Source organism: Actinokineospora globicatena, assembly GCF_024171945.1.
Taxonomy (GTDB): domain Bacteria; phylum Actinomycetota; class Actinomycetes; order Mycobacteriales; family Pseudonocardiaceae; genus Actinokineospora; species Actinokineospora globicatena.
The window spans coordinates 2,236,954-2,256,405 of record NZ_JAMTCR010000002.1 but is presented as its reverse complement, the minus strand read 5'-3'; the positions used below and the strand labels follow the sequence as shown (position 1 = coordinate 2,256,405).

At 69.7% G+C, this 19,452-nt stretch carries 15 protein-coding genes and 1 pseudogene; 3 read left to right on the top strand and 13 right to left on the bottom strand.

Annotation, left to right across the window (positions count from 1 at the left end; genetic code table 11):
• Positions 1–36 precede the first annotated feature (36 nt).
• A complete protein-coding gene (locus LV79_RS10230; RefSeq protein ID WP_253834452.1) occupies positions 37–2,463 on the top strand; it encodes a P-loop NTPase fold protein in 2,427 nt (808 codons plus the stop codon).
• Here LV79_RS10230 and LV79_RS10225 read toward each other — a convergent pair.
• Positions 2,460–4,163 carry a PstS family phosphate ABC transporter substrate-binding protein gene (locus LV79_RS10225; protein WP_253834450.1) on the bottom strand — a complete coding sequence of 568 codons (1,704 nt, stop codon included), beginning with the start codon at positions 4,161–4,163 and terminating at the stop codon, positions 2,460–2,462. The two genes, LV79_RS10230 and LV79_RS10225, sit on opposite strands and share 4 nt — an antisense overlap.
• Before the next feature lie 124 nt (positions 4,164–4,287).
• On the opposite strand from LV79_RS10225, the gene LV79_RS10220 reads away from it, so the two are divergent.
• Positions 4,288–4,881: a DinB family protein gene (locus LV79_RS10220; protein WP_253834448.1), complete on the top strand. Its 594-nt coding sequence runs from the start codon at positions 4,288–4,290 to the stop codon at positions 4,879–4,881.
• Between the two features lie 698 nt (positions 4,882–5,579).
• On the opposite strand, the gene LV79_RS10215 is transcribed toward LV79_RS10220, so the two are convergent.
• Together LV79_RS10215 and LV79_RS10210 are read right to left on the bottom strand one after the other, a co-directional pair.
• On the bottom strand, positions 5,580–6,176 hold the full coding sequence (locus LV79_RS10215; protein WP_253834446.1) for a copper resistance CopC family protein: 597 nt from the start codon (positions 6,174–6,176) through the stop codon (positions 5,580–5,582).
• Between the two features lie 206 nt (positions 6,177–6,382).
• Positions 6,383–7,663: a cytochrome P450 gene (locus LV79_RS10210; protein ID WP_253834444.1), complete on the bottom strand. Its 1,281-nt coding sequence runs from the start codon at positions 7,661–7,663 to the stop codon at positions 6,383–6,385.
• 425 nt (positions 7,664–8,088) lie between these two features.
• On the opposite strand from LV79_RS10210, the gene LV79_RS10205 reads away from it, so the two are divergent.
• Positions 8,089–9,276, top strand: a complete 1,188-nt coding sequence (locus LV79_RS10205) for a fibronectin type III domain-containing protein (protein WP_253834442.1) — start codon at positions 8,089–8,091, stop codon at positions 9,274–9,276.
• 43 nt (positions 9,277–9,319) lie between these two features.
• Here LV79_RS10205 and LV79_RS10200 read toward each other — a convergent pair whose 3' ends face one another.
• The 10 genes and pseudogenes from LV79_RS10200 to LV79_RS34875 form a co-directional block, all read right to left on the bottom strand.
• Positions 9,320–10,429 carry a DegT/DnrJ/EryC1/StrS family aminotransferase gene (locus LV79_RS10200; RefSeq protein ID WP_253834441.1) on the bottom strand — a complete coding sequence of 370 codons (1,110 nt, stop codon included), beginning with the start codon at positions 10,427–10,429 and terminating at the stop codon, positions 9,320–9,322.
• On the bottom strand, positions 10,426–11,853 hold the full coding sequence (locus tag LV79_RS10195) for an NDP-hexose 2,3-dehydratase family protein (RefSeq protein ID WP_253834440.1): 1,428 nt from the start codon (positions 11,851–11,853) through the stop codon (positions 10,426–10,428). Before LV79_RS10195 ends, LV79_RS10200 begins: the two co-directional genes overlap by 4 nt.
• 90 nt (positions 11,854–11,943) lie before the next feature.
• The gene (locus LV79_RS10190) at positions 11,944–12,657 is read right to left on the bottom strand and encodes a class I SAM-dependent DNA methyltransferase (protein WP_253834439.1); all 714 of its coding nucleotides are present in this window, start codon (positions 12,655–12,657) and stop codon (positions 11,944–11,946) included.
• A complete protein-coding gene (locus LV79_RS10185; protein WP_253834438.1) occupies positions 12,644–13,873 on the bottom strand; it encodes an activator-dependent family glycosyltransferase in 1,230 nt (409 codons plus the stop codon). Before LV79_RS10185 ends, LV79_RS10190 begins: the two co-directional genes overlap by 14 nt.
• A 63-nt stretch (positions 13,874–13,936) precedes the next feature.
• A complete protein-coding gene (locus LV79_RS10180; protein ID WP_253834437.1) occupies positions 13,937–15,127 on the bottom strand; it encodes a macrolide family glycosyltransferase in 1,191 nt (396 codons plus the stop codon).
• 1 nt (position 15,128) lies between these two features.
• A complete protein-coding gene (locus LV79_RS10175) occupies positions 15,129–16,064 on the bottom strand; it encodes an NAD-dependent epimerase/dehydratase family protein (protein WP_253834436.1) in 936 nt (311 codons plus the stop codon).
• Positions 16,061–16,666 (bottom strand): dTDP-4-dehydrorhamnose 3,5-epimerase family protein, encoded by a 606-nt coding sequence (locus LV79_RS10170; protein ID WP_253834435.1) that lies wholly within the window; start codon positions 16,664–16,666, stop codon positions 16,061–16,063. Before LV79_RS10170 ends, LV79_RS10175 begins: the two co-directional genes overlap by 4 nt.
• A gap of 15 nt (positions 16,667–16,681) precedes the next feature.
• Positions 16,682–17,419, bottom strand: a complete 738-nt coding sequence (locus LV79_RS10165) for a hypothetical protein (RefSeq protein ID WP_253834433.1) — start codon at positions 17,417–17,419, stop codon at positions 16,682–16,684.
• Positions 17,420–17,429: 10 nt separating this feature from the next.
• Positions 17,430–18,323: an ABC transporter ATP-binding protein gene (locus LV79_RS10160; protein WP_253834431.1), complete on the bottom strand. Its 894-nt coding sequence runs from the start codon at positions 18,321–18,323 to the stop codon at positions 17,430–17,432.
• Positions 18,320–19,369 (bottom strand): annotated as a pseudogene (locus LV79_RS34875) (alpha/beta fold hydrolase); the annotation flags it as partial. The pseudogene LV79_RS34875 and the gene LV79_RS10160, both read right to left, overlap by 4 nt.
• Positions 19,370–19,452 lie beyond the last annotated feature (83 nt).

Below are 19,452 nucleotides of genomic sequence, written 5' to 3'. Positions count from 1 at the left end.
TGTCCGGGAACCACCGCGGGCCACTAGCCTCGGAGCATGGCATCGCAGTGGGAGACCCGACTCTTCGTCGACGGTGCCACCGAACGGCTGCCGGACGCGTTGATCGACGCGGGCTACGTGCTGGTCGCCGCTCCAGGCGACGCCGACCAGGTCATCACCCCCGACGCGATCACCGGATTGGCGCAGCCCGCGATGGCGCCCTTCCGCGAGCAGCAACTCATCCAGGTCGGGACGCCGGTGACGTCAGTCGCGGTCGCGGAGGAAGCGCCGCCCCTGCTGGTCGCGGGCTGCGAGGACAGCGTGGTCCGCGCGTGGAACCTGGGCGAGCCGGGCGAGCGGGAGTTCCGCGGTCACGCCGGACCGGTCTGGTCGGTCGCGGCCAGCAGGTACTCCCCCGGCCAGGTCTTCAGCTGCGGCCAGGACGGCACCGTCCGCGCGTGGTCGCTCTACGGGACCGGCGACGGCGTCGTCCTCTACCAGCACAACGGCATCGCGAACGCGGTCGCCGCCGGTCGGGGCAGCACGGTCGTCAGCGGTGGCGACGACAACGCCGTGTTCCGCTGGACCAACGGCGACGTGCGGGAGTTGCGCGGCCACACCGACTTCGTCACCGGGGTCGCCCTGACCGACGAGATCACGCCCGTGTCGATCTCGACCGACGGGCAGTGGCTGATCTGGGACAAGCACGACCGGCCCAGGGGCGCCCTCATCCAGGCGACCTGCGTCGCGGCCCACGGGTCCACGACCGCCCTGGGCACAGCGGACAACGAGGTCCACGTCGACGGGTCCGTGCTCCGGCTCAGCGCCGAGCCCCGGTCCATCGCCGTCACCAAGGTCGACGACGTCACGACCGTGGCCATCGGCGGCGCCGACGGCCTGATCCGGTTGTGGCAGCCCGAAACCGGCGCTCTCAGCAACCTCCCCGGCCACGCGGGCCCGGTGCGGGGCGTCGCGTTCGGCACCGTCGACGAGCGCCCGGTCGTGGTAAGCGGCGGCGAGGACGGCACCGTGCGGGTGTGGGCGCGCCCGATGACCGACCACGTCGACTGGGCCGCCGACGCCCCCGCCACCCAGGACTGGCTGCAACGCCGCCCCCTCGCCGACCTGATAGCCCAACAGCTGCGCCAAGTCGACTCCTCCTTCCTCGTCCACCTCGACGGCCCGTGGGGATCCGGCAAGAGCACCATCCTCGGCTTCCTGCGCGCGGAACTGGATCGCGACTTCACCACCGTGCCGTTCGACGCGTGGCGCGAGGCGGGGGTCGGCCCGTCCTGGTGGGCGCTGCTGACCGCCATGCGCACCGCCGTCCGAGGGCAACGCGGGTTCTTAGGCCGGATCTGGCTGCGGATAAGCGAATCCGTGGCGCGACTGCGACGAGTCGGCGCGCCGATCGTGTTCGCCTTCATCCTGCTGCTGGCGTTGGGCGGCGGTGTCTGGCTGTTCGTCTCCGACGTCAAGGGCATCGCCGAGGTGGCCAAGACCGTCACCGGGGCGATCGCCGGGGTGGGCACGATCTGGGCGGGCTTGCTGGTGGCCAGCCGGTTCCTGCTGTGGGACTCCGCGCGCGGGGCTCGGTTGTTCGAGCAGTCCAACACCAACCCGATGCTGGAGGTCAACCGGCACTTCGGGTGGTTGGCACGCAAGGCGAAACGGCCGGTCGTGTTCCTTGTGGACGATCTCGACCGGTGCAAGGAGTCCACTGTGGTCGAACTGCTGGACACCGTGCAGACGTTGGTGCGCGACACCGGCCCGCACTTCATCGTCGCCGCGGACGGCGCCTGGATCCGGGCGAGCTACGAACAGGCCTACGAGCGGTTCGCCACGGCCGTCGCCGAACCGGGCAGGCCGTTGGGCTACCTGTTCCTGGACAAGTTCTTCCAGCTCCGCGTCCAGGTACCGGCGATCGACTCCCCGCGCCGGGAGGACTACCTGAGCCACCTGTTGCGTTCCAGCGAGGTCGCCCAGCCGCGAGGTGCCGCCGCGGAGGAGAGCCGCGTGCGGGCCCAGCTCGACAGCAGCGCCACGGAGGAGCAGGTCGTCGACGCCCTGAGCACGGCGAGCCCGGTGGTGCGCGGCCGGGTCGCGGCGGAGGCGCTGCGCAAGATGACCACACCGGGCGCGGTCGCGGCGACCGAGCACAGCCTCCAGCGGTACGCCGGGATGCTGCCGCCGAACCCGCGCGCGATGAAGCGGTTCATCAACACCTACAGCATGGCGCGGGCCGTCCGGACCCTGGAGGGCAACCCGGTCCCGGTCCAGGCCCTCGCGGCGTGGACGGTCATCGAGATCCGCTGGCCCGGCCTCGCCGACCACCTGCGCGCGCACCCCGAGGCGATCGAGTTGGTCGACGCCGCCACCGACGAGGTGCCCGAGGCGCTGCGGCAGGTCTTCGCCGACCCGGCCCTGGTCGGTCCTGCGGCACTGCTCACCCCCGAGCTGATCCGCCAGTCCTGCGGGAGCTAGCGGGTGCTGCAGAGCTCCAGCGGTGTCCCCTCTGGTGTGACGCACGGCAGGTAGCCCGAGTCCTTGAGCCGCAGCCGCGCGCTGTCGTGCTTGCGGACGTGCTCGGCGAACGCGGCCAGCAGGGAGTCCGCGCCGGGCTCGCCCTTGAGGTAGAGGTGCTCGACGGTCCAGAACGGGTAGTTCGACGCCAGACCGGCCGCGGTGTCGAAGGTCTTGCCGTCGATGCTGACCGCCTTCAGGTCGCCCTTCTTGCGGGCCTCGGCGACCGACGGCGCGTCCGCGTACCCGATGGCGCCCGCCACAGCCCCGATCATCGCGACCACGTCGGAGTTCGACTCGCGCTCGCAGCGGGTGGTGCGGGCCCTGGGGTCGCGGTTCTTCTCGACGCACTCGTCCGACGACAGGCCGCCCTCGCCGCCGTTGAGGACCTGCTTCTCGAACAGCTGGCGGGTGCCGGAGGACTGGCCCCGGCCGACGATGCGGATCGGCAGCGACGGCGACCCAGGGCTGACCTGGTTCCAGTCGGTGTAGGTGCCGTCGTAGATCCGGCGCAGGTCCTCGGTGCTCAGCGTCTCCACCGGGACCCCGGCGTGCACGACAACGTGGTAGACGACGACAGCCAGCTGCTGGGCGACCAGGCCGCCGGGGTTCTGCTGCAGGCCGTCCGAGAGCGCGGCGGAGGTGGCCGGGTCGGCCGAGGCGAGCCAGCGCACGCCGTCGATGCTGCCGGTGGCCTGGGTGGTGATCGTGGCGTCCGCGCAGGCCGCGGTGTAGTCGGCGGCCATGGCCTTCATGGTGGGCATGAAGACGCTGGAGCCGCGGATGGTGATGTCGCCGGACACGCAGCGCACCGACGGGTCGTCCGGCGGCGAGGCGAACACCAGGCTCAGCACCAGGAACGCGGTGAGGACCAGCGCCAGCGCGCCGGTGAGCCGGGGCAGGGTGAACCGCCGCTGCCGCTTCTCGTCCTTGATGATGCCGTTGTCCGCGAGCTTGCCGGTGGCGGTGATCTCCTTGCTGGTCTCGCCGCCCGGGTGGTCCTCGGGTTCCTCCAGCACCACGACCAGCTTGATCTTCTGCTTGCGCTTGAGCGCCAGGGTCTCCAGCCGCACACCGTGCCAGCGCGGCTCGGCCTCGGGCTCCTTGGGCGCGGGCGCCTGGCCGCCGATCCAGCGGACCATGCGTTGCGCCATCTTGTCCCGGACCGTGCGCAGACTGTCTCGCTCGTCGGCCACCGGTGGGCCTACCTGGCCGTTGGTCCCGTTAGCGCTATCGGTGCCATCAGTACGGAAGAAGCGCAGGCCCGCGCGCAGCTTCTCCCGTACCTCGGCCGAGCCTGCCTCGGAGATGCGCGCGTTCCAGACGACCCGCTCGCCGAAGGTGAAGGTCAACGGGCGGTCGAAGTCGTCGGGGTCGATGTCGTACCCGCCGGTGTTGCGGATGCGGATCACCACGATGCTCAGCCGGTCGAGCAGCCGGGTCAGCCTGGTCAGCTGGCCGGAGTCGGAGGTCTCGTCGGTCAGCTTCTCCGGCCCGAGCCCGATCTTGGAGTTGTAGTGCACCCGGAAGCTGACCCGCTTGCGCCGGATCAGGAACCGGTCGACGAACGGCGTGGCGACGAGCAGCACGATGCCCAGCACGAGGTTGCCCGCGCCGAGGAAGTCCAGGACCGCCCGCAACGCGTCTCTGAGCTCGGTCACGATGATCTCCCTCCCCCGCGCGAGAGCCTAGGCAGCGGCGCGGCGGCCGGACACCACTGCCGCCATCCGTTCACCTGCGGTTCAGCCCCGCGCAAGTGTCGGCGGCCGGTGGGATGCTGGCGCCATGACCTCCGAGCCCAAGGCCGACCTGCACCGCTACCTGACCGTCGCCCGCGAGGCCCTGCTGTGGAAGCTCGACGGGCTCTCGGACTACGACATCCGCAGGCCGATGACCAGCACGGGGACCAACCTGCTCGGCCTGGTCAAGCACGTGGCGGGCTGCGAGATCGCCTACTTCGGCGCCAGCTTCGCCCGCCCCTACCCCACCACCTACCCCTGGCTCGCCGACGACGCGCCCCCCAACGCCGACATGTGGGCCACCGCCACCGAATCCCGAGCCCACATCACCACCCTCTACCGCGACGTCTGGGCCCACTCCGACCACACAATCGAAACCCACCCCCTCGAAGCCCGCGCCGTCGTCCCCCACTGGCCAGCCGACCGCGCCGAAACCACCCTGCACCGCCTCCTCATCCACATGATCGCCGAAACCCACCGCCACGCAGGCCACGCCGACATCCTCCGCGAGACCCTGGACGGCGCCGCTGGCCATCGGGAATCGGCGGACAACATGCCGGAAGGGGATGCGGCTTGGTGGGCGAAGTATCGGAGCGAGTTGGAACGGGTTGCGCGGGAGGCTGGTGGCACTGAGGTCTGACGGCGAACCATCGCCGCTGCTGGCCGGATCGTCGGTCGACCGGTCGGCCGCGAATGGACTGCGGCGCGTGCCAAGTGCGCGATCTGCGGTGGCGTTGGCTGTGTGTCAGTTGTCCACAAGGGGCTGAGTTGTCCACAGGGGCGGCTTTCAGCCTCTCTGCGCTTGCGTTCCCGCGGGTAGCCTGTGTATTCGGGGGTCTTTGGGGCGGGTTGATCTTGCTGGCCGTGGGCGGCAGTGCGTTGAGCTGGGGAAGTCCGGGTCTCGTGGCCTTCGCTTCGCTGCGGTGGACGGCTCGCCTGCGGCATCGAACAGGCGCGAGAATGCGAAGAGCTCGATGGGGCGAACTTATTTTGCGCGGGGCCCCGAGACCACCCGTGGCAGGACCGCAAAGCCGAGGCCGAAAAGCATGGCCCTGTCCGCTACCGAAGCTACGGGTGGTCCTCCCCCACACACAACAAGTCCGCCCCATCGAGCAGTTGGCACCAGCGCCTTCGTGGAGCGGTGGCGGGCCAACGTCGTTTGGCGGGTGCTTGGGGCCAACGTCGTTTGCGACGGGCCAAATGAGGTAGGGCGTTGAGTTGGGGGAGCCTGGCCACCGGACTGTCTGCTCTGGGTGGCCTTTACCCATGCCGTCAGCGGCCTCGATAGGCATTGGGGTGGCGGGTCAGGCTGGGGGCCTGACCCGCCGGAGGGGGGTGTTAGTTGGTGGGTCCTGGGGGGCCGCTGCGGCGGGAGCGGGCTAGGAGGGCTACGACGATGGCGGCTAGGGCGGCTAGGCCTACGACGAACCAGATCCACTTTGGGAGGCCGGAGTCCGCGGCGGCGGGTTGGGCCGCGGGGGGCGTGGTGGTGGCTGGGGCCTCGGTGGCCACCTCCTGGGAGGTGGTTGGGGCCGCTTCCTCAGTGGTGGTGGTCGGTGCGGGGGCGGCGATGGCCATGGTGAAGTCGATGGCGCCGCTGACGATGTGGCCGTCGTCGGAGTTGACGCGGTATTCGATCTGGTAGGGGCCTGCCGGGCCTTGGGGTTGGACCGCGACGGTGACCACGGCGCCCGCGACCTGGGGGGTGCCGACGACCCAGCGGACCGAGTCGGGGCCGGTGACCGAGATCGAGTCGACCACGGTGGTGACGGTGTCGGTGAAGGTCAGGGTGAGCGTGGTGGGCAGTTGGGCGACGGTGGCGCCCTTGGCCGGGTCGCTCGACTTCAGTTCGGCGTGCGCCGAGGCGGGCAGCGCGGCGCCCAGGACAGCTGCGCCCGCCAGGAGCAGGGTGGCGGCGAGGCGGCGGAGGACCATCGGGGACCTTCCTTCGTCGGGACAGGCGGGACCGCGGGCGCCTCGCGCGTCGGGGGCCTGCCCCGACGGGGACGGCGCGAGCGGGTGCCGTGATCCCTCGGGGGCGCAGCGTACCCAGCCACCCCGGGTCCCCAGCCACGGACCGCCAAGACGCCTGACCTCAGGTTACCCGTCCCCGCACCACCCGATCCGGTGATTCCCGGCGTTCAGCGCGTGGTGACCGGGATTTCCTCGACGCCGTAGACGATGGACGTCTTGCGGAAGCGCAGCTCCGACTCCGGTATCGCCAGCCGCAGGTCCGGGAACCGCCGGATCAGCGCCGGGTAGGCGGCGCGCAGTTCCATCCTGGCCAGTTCCGCGCCGATGCAGCGGTGCGCGCCGTGGCCGAACGCCATGTGCTGGGTGGGCAGCCGGGCCGGGTCGAACGCGGGTTCGCCGCCGACCAGCGCGTCGTCGCGGTTGGCCGCGCTCAGCGAGCAGACGACCACGTCGCCCGCGCTGATGTGCGCGCCGGAGATCTCCAGGTCGCGGCGGGCGAAGCGGGGGAAAGCGACCTGGACGACGGTCAGGTAGCGCAGCAGTTCCTCGACGAACGGGCCGATGGCCGCGTCGTCGGTGCGGATCAGCGTGCCGGTGGCCGGGTCGCGCAGCAGCATGAGGGCGCCGAGGGCGAGCATGCTGGCGGTGGTCTCGAAGCCGCCGGTGAGGATGCCGTCGGCAAGGCCCGCGAGTTCCTTGTCGTCGACCTGGTCGCCGTGCTCGCGGATGATCATGCCGAGCAGCCCGTCGCCCGGGTCGGCGCGCTGGGCCTTGACCACGCCCTCCAGGTAGACCAGCGACTCGGAGATGGCGCCGATGGACGCGCCCGCGCCGCTGAACAGGTCGAACCTGGCCACCGCGAGCCGCTGGAACTCGTCGCGGTCGGAGTAGGGGACGCCGAGCAGTTCGCAGATGGTCAGCGACGGGATGGGCAGCGCGAAGTGCTCGACCAGGTCGACCGGATCGGGTGAGGTGGCCATCCGGTCCAGGCAGCCCGCGACGATCGCGTCGATGCGCGGTCCGAGCCGGGACAGCCTGCGCATGGTGAACTCCGGCGTGAGCAGCTTGCGCAGCCGGGTGTGGTCGGGCGGGTCGGCGAACCCGAGGCCGCCGGGGTTCTGGTCCTGGGCGCCGACGAGCTCGCCGAGGTGGGTGTAGTCGTTGCTGAACGAGGTGGTGTCGGCGAGTACCCGCTTGTTCTCCGCGTGCCCGGTGACCAGCCAGATGTTGACCGCGAACGGGATGGGCAGCTTGGTGATCGGCGCCTGCTCGCGGATCCGGTCCAGCTCGGCGACCGGCTCGAGCCCGTCGCGGCGCAGCGGGATGAGCGCGCCCTCGGGCAGCAGGGACAACGCCCTGGTGCCCGCCTTGCGCAGCACGAACCGGGCCAGCGCGGTGCGCGCCAGCCTGGACGCGACGGTCCCGCTGACCGTCCGCATGAGACCCATGGCGACCTCCCCCGGGACGCTTGCCCGGCCCGACCCTACCGGGGTGCCCGCGGCGGTCTCAGCGACCTCTCAGCCCGGCGGCCACCGACATGACCCAACTCACACCGGTGTCCGCTTGGCGAACTTCAGTCCGCTTTGGCCGGTCGTGGCACCCGGTCACCGAATCGCTCGACGGCGGAACGACCGGCCTGCTTTCGGGCGAACGCCATTGGGTGCCGCGGGTGGCGGCCCTAGAATTCGCGCGCCCCGATTCCCTACAGAATGGAATTCCGGTGCGAAAAAGAAGACTTACCGCGGCCACCCTCACCGCGGCAGCCATTACCGTTCTTAGCCCACCTGTTGCTCTTAGCCTGCCTGCGGCAGTTGGCAGCCAGGTCATGCCGGTCACCGCGACAGCACAGTGCTCCGACCCGACAGTCACCTCGGTGCGGGTAGCCGTTAGCGCTGACATCGAGAACCCCGCCCACCTCGGCCCCGTCCCCGAGCACCGGCGGATCACCGGCACCGCCACGCTGCCTGCCGACACCATCGCCGCGCTCGGTGTGGCTACCGTCGAAGGTCAGGTGACCTTGCAGCTGGCGATCACCGGCAAGTTCAGCTGGCGGGCGTCGACCACACTGCACTTCCCACGAACCCCGGTCGTCGCGGGCCAAGACCTGGTGGTCGAAGTCGTCGGCTACGCGGGCGCCTACGCCAGTTACCTGAGCGGCGACACCTTCGTGGACGTCACCGGGGTCGACCTGGCGCTCAAGACCCGTCGGGCAGACACCGCGCCGTGGCCGCGCAAGGGCATCACCGCCCTGTGCTCCACCCCGCCCGCGCGCTGGATGTCGATCGTCACCGATAGCGCTATCTACGAGTTCCACCCGGCCCCCAACAACTTCCGGGTCACCGGGACGACCACAGACAGCATCACCTTGGCCTGGAACAAGAGCTACGGGTTGATGGGTCCGCCCTACGGCTACGAGATCCTGTTAGACGACGTCGTGGCGACCCGGGTCATGGGCGCCGACACGCTCACCGGCACGGTAACCGGACTCAAGCCCGACACCGGGTACTGGCTACGCGTTAAGGCTATCGAGCTGGGTGGCGAACGCCGCAGCAATCCGCTCTTGTTGCGAACCCTGGGAACGCACACCACGCATTACTTCGACACCAACGGCACCTTCACCGTCAAGGGCTCGAAGACCGCGGTGCGCGGCGAGCACGTGGGGACCATGGACTTGGCCACTGGCACGCACGCGTCATCCCTGGCCTTCAACCCGACGGACATCCGCCTGGGCCGCTATGGCACCGGGCACGCGGAGTTCTCGCCTATCGCTACCGCAACAGGTACGTATCAGGGCGGGGTCTACACCGTGGCGTCCCGGCAGAAGGTGACGCTGTCGCGGATAACGGTCCAGGGGCAGGTGCACAATCTGCCGAACTGCTCGACGGAGGTGGACCTACCGCTGAGCTCTGGCCCTAACTTCAACCCCAACGATGGTGGCACTCTAGCCGCCACCTTCACGATCCCGCCGTTCACGAACTGCGGGCAGTTCACCAATCTCATCAACTACACGGTGCCCGGCTCCGGCAACACCGCGAACCTGATCTACACCCCGTACTCCTGAGACGGGTGTGCCCTGGTGGAGCGGGTCCACCAGGGCACTCGCGTCACACCGTGCGCAGGACCTCCCGGAGGGCGGAGATGACCTTGTCCTGGAGGTCTTCGGACAGGGAGGAGTACATGGGGAGCGAGAAGATCTCGTCGGCCAGGTGTTCGGTCACCGGGAGGGAGCCGGGGGCGTAGCCGAGGTGGGCGAAGCCGCTCATGGTGTGGACCGGCCAGCGGTAGCTGATGTTGAGGGAGATGTCGTAGGCCTGGAGGGCCTCCAGGATCGCGTCCCGGCGGGGGTGGCGAACGACGTAGACGTAGTAGACGTGGTCGTTGCCCGGCTCTACCGACGGCAGGATCAGATCCGTGTCGGACAGGGCTTCCGCGTAGCGGGCCGCGACCTTGCGGCGGGCCTCTAGGTAGCCGTCGAGCCTGCGGAGTTTGCGGCGCAGGATCTCGGCGTGGACCTCGTCGAGGCGCGAGTTGTGGCCGGGGGTCTGCACCACGTAGTACTGCTTGTCCATGCCGTAGTACCGGAGCCTGCGCAGCTCGGCGTCCACGGCGGCGTCATCGGTGACGACAGCACCACCGTCGCCGTATGCGCCAAGAACCTTGGTGGGGTAGAACGAGAACGCTGCTGCCTTGCCGGTAGCGCCAGCGATGCGACCGTTCTGCCGGGCACCGTGCGACTGTGCGCAGTCTTCCAGAATCGGGATCCCGTGCTTGGCCGACAACGCCTCTAGAGGCGCCAAGTCGACGCACTGGCCGTAGAGGTGAACCGGCAGCAGGCAGGTCGTACGCGGGGTGATCGCGGCCTCGACCTGGCTGACGTCCATCAGGTAGTTGCGCTCGTGCACGTCGACGAACACCGGGGTGGCGCCGACCTGGTCGATGGCGATGACCGTGGGGGCCGCCGTGTTCGACACGGTGATGACCTCGTCACCCGGGCGGACGCCGAGCGCGCGCAGGGCCAGGACCAGGGCGTTGGTGCCGTTGTCGACACCGACCGAGTGCCCGAGGCCGTGGTAGGCCGCGAACTCCTCCTCGAACCCGCGCACGCTCGGCCCGAAGACGAGCTGGCCGGACCGGAACACGGTGTCGACCGCGTCGAGGATGTCCTCGCGCTCGTTCTCGTACTCGGGCAGGTAGTCCCAGACGCGGGTGGTCATGGCGTTCCCTCCGGGGTGACCAGGCTGTGCAGGCAGGCGAGCACGCTGCGCGCCTGGACGTTGAGGTAGTGGCTGTGCCGCAGCAGGGTCGCCAGCTGGTGCGGGGCGAGCCAGCGGTAGTCGGGGTGGTCGGCGGCCACGTCGGCGTCCGAGGACAGGACCACGTACCGGGTGCGCGCGTGCATGAACCGGCCGCCCTCCTCGGAGTGCACGGCGTCGAACAGGATCCGGCTCGGGTCGGCGGCCAGCACCTCGTCCAGGAACTCGGGCCTGGCCTCGGCGGGCAGCTTGTCGTAGGTGTCGGGGGTGCACTGCACGGTCGGGGCCAGCTCGACGACGTCGAAGTAGCCGGGTTCGACCCTGGCGTGCATGAGGACGTGCGGGACCCCGTCGACCTGGCGCACCAGGAACGCGGCGAGCCCCTGCCCGCGCGGTCGCAGCATCGGCTGGTGCCAGCGGCCGACCTCGCGCCCCGCCGCCGTCACCCCGACCCCCACGACGTCGAAGAACAGGCCGGTGTCGTGGCTGATCCGCCCGTCGGTCCACCGCCAGTCGGTGACCTCGTTGAGCGGGATCTCGCGGACCCGCACGTCGTGGCGGGTGCGCGCCTCGGTGATCCAGCTCAGCACCTCGCCCATCGTGTGCGCGGTCGCGGCGCCTTCGTCGAGCGCGTGCACCAGGTCGGCGCGGAACCCGTCGACGCCGGGGTAGCGCTCGGCCAGGCCCGCGCCGGAGAACGGCAGGCAGCACAGCACGGTGCGGGTGTCCATGTTGACCAGGTCGTCGAGCCGCAGCAGCTGGTGGACCTGGGCGAGGGTCAGCCAGCAGAACCCGTCGAGCACCTCGACCGGCTCGTCGACGAGGACCACCATGTTGCGGTTGCGCTTGCGGTGGAACCAGGCGCCCTGCTCGGACTGGCGGACGTCGGCGAGCACGGTGTGCCTGCCGGTGTCGCGGAAGTAGTCCAGGTACGGCACCGCCTTGCCGCCGTGCACGCTGGTGTAGTTGCTGCGGGTCGCCTGCACGGTCGGCGAGAGCTGCACGCCGTTGACGTTGCCCGGCTCGACCTTGGCCTGCATCAGCAGGTGCGGCACGCCGTCGAACTCGCGCACCAGGATGCCGAGGATGCCGATCTCGGGCTGGCTGATGATCGGCTGGCTCCAGCGGGGCACCGGGGCGCCCGCGACCTCGACGTCGAGCCCGCGCACGGTGAAGAACTTGCCGCTGTGGTGGCCGATGTCGCCGGTCTCGGGGTGCACCGACCAGCCGTCGAGCCGGTCGAGCGGCACCGGCTCGACGCGGGTGTGGAACCGGGCGCGGCAGTCGGCGAGCCAGCCCGCGAAGTCGCCGGTGGGGCCCGCGAGCGCGGACCTGGCGACCCCGGCGGCGAAGTCCACCCGCATGGCCTCGGAGAGTTCGGTCACGGTGGTGTCCCAACGCCTGCGGTGTCGGCGAATCGCCCCGTCACTGCGAACCTATGAACGCCGCTCACCAGCGACAACCCCTTGCCACCCCTAGGACTTCCGCGCCGCGACGAAGGCACCCCGACCGTTCTGGACTCCGGGGAGGTACTCGGCCGTGAACCCCGCGCGCGCGAACGCGTCCTCGTACTGCTGTCTGGTGTAGAGGGACGCCAGGTAGGTCTCTGCGAAGTGGGTGATGCCCTCGGGCCGCGCGACGGTGTAGTGGACCTCCATGCGCGACTTACCGGACACTCTTGTCGCGTGCGAGACTCTTGCCACTGTCAGGCCCTCGACCTCGACAATGTCACCGGCGATGTAGCCCTCTGTGAATGTCTCGGCGAACCACCACGGGTCGACGACGAGCACGCCGCCGGGGTTGAGGTGGTTGGCGAAGCAGGTCAGCGCGGCGTCGAGTTCCGCCTCGGACATGGTGTGCCCGATGGAACCGAACATGCAGGTGACGGCGTCGAAGCGGCGCCCGAGGGCGAAGTCCCGCATGTCGCCGGGGTGCACGACCTCGCCGTCGAACTTCTTGCGCGCGACCTGGACCATCGGTTCGGAGAGCTCCACGCCTGCGACCTCGTCGAACAGGCCAGCGAACGCGACCAGGTGGGCACCGGTGGCGCACGCGATGTCCACAAGGGACCTGGCGTGCGGTGCTCTGGCGCGGATCAGGTCGGCGACGAACGCGGCCTCGGCGTGGTAGTCCTTGCCCCGGCCGTGGTGCAGCAGGTCGTAGATCTCCGCGAACTCACGCCCGTACATCGGCGACCCGCCGTTCCAGCTCGGCCACTACGGCGTTGGGCGAGGGCGCGGAGAGCACGTCATCACGCAGCCTCTTGGCGCCTTCGGCGAAGGACGGGTCTTCCAGGAGTCGGACTAGATCGTCACGCACGCGCTCTAGCGTCACCTCGTGCGGCAGGATGGACAGCCCCGCACCAGACTCGACCAGCTTGGTAGCGCGCACGACCGTGTCCCAGAAGCCGGGTAAGACGAGCTGCGGGACACCGTGCACGGCTGCGGTGGACTGGATGCCCGCGCCGCCGATGTGCACGACAGCGGCACACGTGGGCAGCAAGCCCGCCATGGGGACGAAGTCGAACACCTTGGCGTTGGGCGGTGCGGCGTCGACAGTCTCACCGGGCATCGGCAGCAGGGTCGCGACGATCTCGATGTCCAGGTCGGCGAAGGCGTGCAGCGCGCCGAGGGAGAACATGTCGAAGCCGAAGTACCCGCGGACCGACACGCCCGCGGTCACCGCCACCCGGGGCTTGGTGGGCGGCTCGGCGAGCCACGCGGGCAGCGACGCGGGCCCGTTGTAGGGGATGTAGCGCACCGGCTGGACGTCCAGGCCGTTGTCGATGCGGTGGCTGGGCGGGCCGGGGTCGATCGTCCAGTGGCCGGTGACGACGCGTTCGCTGAACTGGCCACCGTGGCGCTCGAGCAGCTCGGTCAGCCAGTCCGCCAGCGGATCGCCCCGGTGGTCGACGCCGTCGAGGAAGCGCAGCCGGCTGCGGGTGACGACGTCGGCGCCCCAGAGCATGCGGGCGTGCGGCACGCCGATGGCCTCGGCCGCCACCGCGCCCGCCCAGGTGAACTGCTCCCACACGAGGAGGTCGGGCCGCCAGGACTTCGCGTGGGCGACGAGGTCGGCGACGAACTCCTCGTTGTTGACCGTGCGGAAGTAGTCCCGGGTTGTCTCGTCGAAGAAGGTGAACAGCGCGTCGTGGTCGACGTCGTTGGTGACCGCGTCGACGACCCGGCCCGCCCACGAGTCGTCGCCCTTCTCCTGCATGACCTGCTTCCACTTGTGGTCGGCGCCCAGCGGCACGGCGACGAGTCCGGACTCGACCACCGCGGCGGCCATGTCGGGCTGCGTGGCGACCCGCACCTCGTGGCCCGCGGTGCGCAGCGCCGAGGCCAGCGGCACCATGCTGAAGTAGTGGGTTTTCTCGGAGTGCGCCACGAACAGGATTCGCACGTCTTGCCCCTATCGTCCTATTTGCCCAGGACGCTAAGGGCCGTCTGAGAGGGCTAACAACCCCTATAAGCCCCTCTTGGCAGCGTGTGTCTCAAGGGCGTCCGCACCGGCAGCGCCACCGCCAGATGCCTCGATGTCGGCACGCATCCGGGCGACACGCTCGCGGGTCCGTTTGTCCCTGTTGACCTCTAGCACCGCGGAACGCAGGCGAGCCGGTGGCGGCAACTCGTCGCGGATTACCTTGCCGAGTCCCAGTTCCGCTACTCGCCGCGCGTTGACCCAGTCCTCTGGCGATGAAGGCACCACCACCAAGGGGACTTCACGAGAGAGGGCACCCATGACGCTGCCTAGGCCCGCGTGGGACAAGAACACGGTCGTGTGGGCGAGCACGTCCAGGTTCGGCAGCCAGCCGTGCACCTCCACATTGGACGGGATCGGCCCCAGCTCGGCGCGGTCGACGCCCTCGTGCACGGCCATGACGACGTGCCACGGCTGGTCGCGGAAGGCGTCGACGCAGGCCCGGAAGAAGCCCGCGCGGCGGTTCACGCAGGTGCCGAGCGAGACGAACAGCAGGGGTTTGCCGTCGTCCGGCGGTGTCCACGCGGTCGGGTCGGCGGCCAGGCCGGGGCCGACGAACACGAACCGGTCGTCGAAGGTGTCCCCAGCGAACTGGAAGGCGCGCGGGAAGTACACGAGGTTGAGGTCCTCGGTGCGCCCGATGAAGTCCTCCAGGTCGGTGTCGCCCTGGCCCCGGTCGGCCAGCAAGCCGGTGAGCCTGCGGAAGAACGCCCGCAGCTCGGGGTGGGACAGGTCCGCGCGGCCCATCTTCTCGACCATCTTCTCCAGCAGGGAGAAGTGGTCGTTGGACGCGAACACCGGCAGGCACTGGGCGAGCGGCACATCCCACTGGCGACCGAGCACCCGGGCGGCGTGGTAGACGGTGAGGTCATAGCAGATGACGTCCGGCACGCCCTCGTAGTGCTTGTCGACCGCCTTAAGGATCTCCTCGCTCTCGGTCAGGTAGATCCCAGTGAGCGCTGCCGTCTCGTCGGCGGTGTTGTACTCCGAGAGGTCTATGCCCGGCAGGCGTGACTCGTAGGGCAGCACGGTCGCGCCGGTTGCCTCTACCTTCGCCACTGGGCCTGCCGCTGTCACATAGGTGACTTCATGACCACGGCGGACCAACTCCTCGACCACCCCCAGCGACGGGATGACGTGGCCGAACCCGGAGTTGTTCAGGTGCAACACGCGCATGTCAGCTCCCAGCGACGGCGGCGACCGTGCGACGAACGCCCTCTTCGAGACTCACCTGGGTCGTCCATCCGGTGACTTCGCGGAACGCGGAGGCGTCCACCTCCACGCTCTTGAGGTCAGTCGGCTCCATGTGCCCGGGCGGGGGCACCGACACCACCGGCACGGGCGGCTGCCCAGTGACGGCGGAAACCTCGGCGGCCACCAGTTCGAACACCTTGCGCAGCGGCACGCCGACACCGCTGCCCAGCACGTAGTGCCGCCCGGCGAGGACGTCGGCGTGGTCGAGGGCGGCGAGGAACGCGGAGGTCACGTCGTCGGCGAACACCAGGTCGCGGCGGACGGTGCCGTCGTGCCACATGGTCAGCGGCTCGTTCGCGAAGGCTTTGCGCGCCATGAACGCCACCACACCGCGGTCACCCTGTTCGCCATAGATGGTCGGCAACCGGAGTGACACCGCGCGGACAACGCCGTCCCGGGTGGCGTCCTTGAGCAGGGTCTCCGCGGCGAGCTTCTGACGGGTGTAGGCGCTGAGCGGGTTGTCTGTCTCCGTCCCGTCGATCCGGACGCGGTCAGCTAGACCTACCTGCGTCTCGGTGCCGGAGAAGAGAACCACTGGCGGGGTCGGGCGTGACCGCAGTGCCTCGATGAGGTCCGCGACAAGACCGACGTTGACCCGCTTAGCGGTCTTATCCCCATCAGCGACGCGCCACCCACCGTCGGTGTACGCGACAAGGTGCACGACCGCGTCCGCGTCGGCGACGTGCTCGGCCACGCCCTCGCGCAGGTCCACCGCCCGCGTCTCGACCTCGGCGACCGCGTCCGCGGGCACCGGGGTCGGCCGCCGGGCTACCAGCCGCAGTTGGACCTCACGCTGGGCGAGAGCACGAACGATGCCGGTGCCGATGAAGCCCGATGCACCGAGGACGACGACCTTCACCGGTAGAGCTCCCGCTCGATCTCCTGGCAGAGCGAGTACACGGGCAGGATCCCCGCGTCCTTCGCCTCGGCCAACGTCGGCGCTACCTGGTCGCGGTCCGAGATGATCGGCTCGGTGATGTCGTCCGGGATGGGTAGCCCCAACGCCGGGTCAACCACGGACAGCGCCAACTCGTGCTCCGGCACGTAACTGCTGGACACCATGTAAGACATGACGGTGTCGTCCTCCAGCGCGATGAACGCGTGGCCGCACCCGACCGGGAAGTACATCGCCCGGAAGTCGTCCTGGTCCAGCAGCACCGAGTCCCACTGCCCGAAGGTGGGGGAACCGACGCGGATATCGACCACGATGTCGATGGCCTTACCGCGCGCGCAGTACACGTACTTCGCCGAGCCGGGCCGCGTGACGGTGAAGTGCACGCCGCGCACCACACCGCGCTGGGATCGGCTGTGGTTGGTCTGCGCTACCGGGAACAGCTTGTGCCCGGTGGCCTCGACGAACGTGGGCTCCTGGAACGGCGACAGGAACAACCCGCGGTCGTCGGGGAACACCTTGGGGGTGAACTCCAACGCGCCATCGACCTTGAGCTTGCGGAACTGCACCTTGCTCCTCCTGTGTCAGCGGAAACGCTTGCCCTCGTCGGACCGGTAGGCGCGGTAAGCGAGGAACGCCAGGACCACGGTCCACACACCCAGCATCACCATCGAGAGTGCGTTGGGGGTGTAGTCCCCGATCGCGGCCCACACCAGTTCGGCCGATCCACGCGTGGGGATGAACGGCGACACGTTGGCGGTAAAGCCACCGGTGCTGTTGGGATCGGTGAACAGACCACCGAGGTAGGCCAAGATGATCGGCGCGATGCTGGTGATGACACTGACCAGGTACGGGTTGACCGCGTAGCCGATGGCGAGCATGAGCAGCGAGAACGGCACCACGGCGAGCACGAGCGCGCCGAGGCCGAGCACGATGTCGAGGAACGACGCGGTGGCCTCGGTGCCGATGACCGCGATGCCGATCAGCGGGATGCTGCCCGCGACCACGAACACCGAGCTCATCACGATCATGCTGACCATCTTGGGCAGCGGACCGCCGGGCAGGGTGCGCACGTAGCCGCCCCACGGCTTCATCCGCGCGTCGGCGATGCCCAGCCCGTACTGGGCGGAGCAGATGATCAGCACGGTGAACAGGCACATCGAGCCGGTGCTCAGCGTCGCGGCGACCGGGTCGTCGCCGAGCGCGGGCACCACGAACAGCAGCATGCCCACGGTGGGCAGGAACAGCAGGGCGACGAAGACCATCGGGATGCGGATCGCACCCAGGATCTCGAACTTGGTGTAGGCGGCGATCGTGTTCACGTCAGGTCTCCTAGGCCGTGGGGGCCGCGGTCGGGGCTTTGGTGGTGTAGGCGAGGAAGGCGTCCTCCAGCGAGCCCGAGCTGACCTCGAGGTCGGCGAACGGGGCCCCGGAGGCGACCAGGTCGCGCACCAGCTGGTCGGAGTCGGCGGTGATGAGGCTGACCACGTCACCGGACTGCTCGACGCCGACGACACCGGGCAGCGACGGGACCTCGAGCGCGCGGATGGTGACCTTGCGCAGCCCGCTGACCCGGCGCAGCGCCTCGACGCTGTCGTCGGCGACCGCGCGGCCGTTGTCGATGATGATGACCCGCTGGGCCAGCTCCTCGATCTCCTCGAGGTAGTGGCTGGTGATGACGGCCGTGCCGCCCGCGGCGTTGTAGGCCTTCACCCCGTCCCACAGCGCGCGCCGCACCTCGACGTCCAGGCCGGTGGTGGGCTCGTCGAGGAACACCAGGTCGGGGCGGCCGACGAAGGCCAGCGCGATGGCCAGCCTGCGCTTCTCGCCGCCGGAGAGGCCACCGGTCTGGCGGCGCTCGACGTCCTCGAGGTGGAACTGGGCCAGCAGCTCCTTGCGCGAGATCGGGTTCGGGTAGTGCGCGGCGACGAACTCGATCACCTCACCGGCGAGCAGGGTCTCCGGCATGCCGGTCTCCTGCGGGGTCATCCCCATCCGCCGCCGCGCCCGCACGTCGCGCGGGTCGTGGCCGAACAGCTCGACCGTGCCCGAGCTGGGCTTGCGCAGGCCGACGAACATGTTGATCAGGGTGGACTTGCCCGCGCCGTTGGGACCGAGCAGGCCGAGCAGCTGCCCGGCCGGGATCTCCACGGTGAGGTTGTCCACGGCGACCACGTCGCCGTAGCGGCGGGTCACGCCGCTCGCGCGGGCCAGGACTTCGGTCATCGCTGGTGCTTCCTTTCCTGGGGCTGGTCGCCGACGAGTTCGGCGATCCAGTGGTTGACCGCGTCGGCGGTCGACCCGGCGTGTTCGGCCATCATGGTGAAGTGGTTGCCCGCGACGTCCACAGTGGACGCCCCGGGCCATGCGCTGCGCCACTCACCGGTCGTCTCCCCCAGCGGCTCGGTCGCGCGCACCAAGAGCGTGGGGATGGCGGGTTCCGCGTCGGGCACCCGCCAGAACAGCCGTCCGTACCAGGCCATCGCGGTCAGCCTGGCGTCGTCCATGGACACGTACTGGTCGCGGCGCTCGAACACGCCCTCGGACAGCTCGCCTGACCACTCAGTCATCACCGGGTGGTCTAAGGGGTAGATGTCGACAAGGACGAGTCCGGCCGGGGGCCTGCCTAGAGCGGCAAGTCTGCTGGCAAGGCTGTGGGCGAGGGTGGCGCCACCGGAGTGCCCGAGCAGGACGACCGGGGTGTCCTGTGGGACTGCTTCGGCCAGCCAGTCCAACGCGACCTCTTGAGTGGACGGGAGAAGGTCGTCGCGGCCGTAGCCGAGCAGCGGTATAGCTGACACCGCCCGCTTGCCCCGCAGCGCGGCGGCGAGTCGTGCGAACTCGTGGGGGCCGCCGCCAGCGGTTAGGCCACTGCAACACAAGAGGAGCCCTGGTGCGTCGCCGCTCGCTAGGGCTACCCGGCGCGCGGGATTGGTGATCTCGGTGAGGCGGTCGGCGGCGGGGCGGAACTTGGCGGCGTCGCCGAGGAAGGCCAGGAACTCGGACACCCTGCCGGTACGGAGAGCCTCCTTATAGAGGCCTTCCAGGAGTCCTGAGGTCGTGGCGGCGGTGGGCTCGCCCTCCAGGTGGCGGGCTAGGTCGGCGGGCGTCGGGTGGTCGAACACGATGCTCGCGGGCAGGTCGACGCCGGTCTCGTCCTTGAGCAGCGCGCGCAGGTCCAGCGCTGTAAGAGAGTCCAGGCCGAGCTCTAGGAACTCGCGGTCGACTTCGACGGCGGCCGGGTCGGCGTGGCCGAGGACGCGCGCTGTCGCGGCTTGGACTAGGTCGAGCGTGGATGTCGTCGCCAGGGGTGCGGGTGTGTGCTCGGCGGCGACGGGCGTGCCTACGGCGTCGA

Excerpts from the sequence above, each read along its gene's own strand:
- LV79_RS10230 (WP_253834452.1), top strand. The coding sequence starts at position 37 with ATGGCATCGCAGTGGGAGACCCGACTCTTCGTCGACGGTGCCACCGAA.
- LV79_RS10220 (WP_253834448.1), top strand. The coding sequence starts at position 4,288 with ATGACCTCCGAGCCCAAGGCCGACCTGCACCGCTACCTGACCGTCGCC.
- LV79_RS10215 (WP_253834446.1), bottom strand. The coding sequence starts at position 6,176 with ATGGTCCTCCGCCGCCTCGCCGCCACCCTGCTCCTGGCGGGCGCAGCT.
- LV79_RS10210 (WP_253834444.1), bottom strand. The coding sequence starts at position 7,663 with ATGGGTCTCATGCGGACGGTCAGCGGGACCGTCGCGTCCAGGCTGGCG.
- LV79_RS10200 (WP_253834441.1), bottom strand. The coding sequence starts at position 10,429 with ATGACCACCCGCGTCTGGGACTACCTGCCCGAGTACGAGAACGAGCGC.
- LV79_RS10190 (WP_253834439.1), bottom strand. The coding sequence starts at position 12,657 with ATGTACGGGCGTGAGTTCGCGGAGATCTACGACCTGCTGCACCACGGC.
- LV79_RS10180 (WP_253834437.1), bottom strand. The coding sequence starts at position 15,127 with ATGCGCGTGTTGCACCTGAACAACTCCGGGTTCGGCCACGTCATCCCG.
- LV79_RS10160 (WP_253834431.1), bottom strand. The coding sequence starts at position 18,323 with ATGACCGAAGTCCTGGCCCGCGCGAGCGGCGTGACCCGCCGCTACGGC.